The sequence below is a fragment of the Arthrobacter cryoconiti genome, assembly GCF_020905375.1.
Taxonomy (GTDB): domain Bacteria; phylum Actinomycetota; class Actinomycetes; order Actinomycetales; family Micrococcaceae; genus Specibacter; species Specibacter cryoconiti.
Map to the genome: position 1 here is coordinate 1 of NZ_JAJJBU010000054.1, position 795 is coordinate 795.

Here is a 795-nt window from a genome sequence, read left to right on the forward strand (position 1 = left end):
CTGCGCGCGATCGAGGACGCGAAGGTCATTGACACGTTACGCAGCCTCAAGGATCTAGACAGCAAAGGAAGGCCGAGGCCGGAGATCCTTTACGGTCGTCGGAAAATGACTGTCTGGCTGCGCCGCAACGGCTTCCCGGAAGTTTCCAAACACACCGTTGACCGGCTCATGCGTGACGAGGGTATGAACGGCCTGGTCCGGGGACGTAAGACCCGCACCACGATCCCTGGCAAGGACGGCAAACGTGCCGCAGACCTGTTGAACCGCAACTTCAGCGCCAGTGCCCCCAACCGTATTTGGGTCACCGATTTCACCTACGTTCCGGTGTATTCCGGCTTCGTGTACGTGGCTCTGGTCATCGACCTGTATTCGCGTGCCATCGTCGGCTGGGAAACCTCTACAGTGAAGGACACTGCGTTCGTGGAGCAATGTCTGAAAATGGCGCTGTGGCGACGAAAACACATCGGCAGACCGATTGACAAGGGGCTTCTGCACCACAGCGACGCTGGATCGCAGTACACCTCAATTCGCTACACCGACACACTGGAAATTGAGGGACTGGTTCCTTCCATCGGTAGCGTCGGGGATGCCTACGATAACGCCGCTGCCGAAACGGTGATGGGTCTGTTCAAGAACGAAGCCGTCGCCAAGGGTTCGCCCTTCCGCACGGGTGCGCTGAAGACAGAATACGACGTTGTTGAACTCGTTTTCGACTGGGTCCATTGGTACAACAATGCCCGCTTGCATTCTGCATTGGGTCACCAGACACCGGAAGAATACGAGCAAACCTACTAT

1 protein-coding gene is annotated in these 795 nt (G+C 57.0%); it reads left to right on the forward strand.

Translation table 11 applies throughout. The features are described from left to right. Positions 1-795 (forward strand): IS3 family transposase (locus tag LOH53_RS16730; RefSeq protein ID WP_230068894.1); only part of this gene is annotated, 795 nt, incomplete at both ends.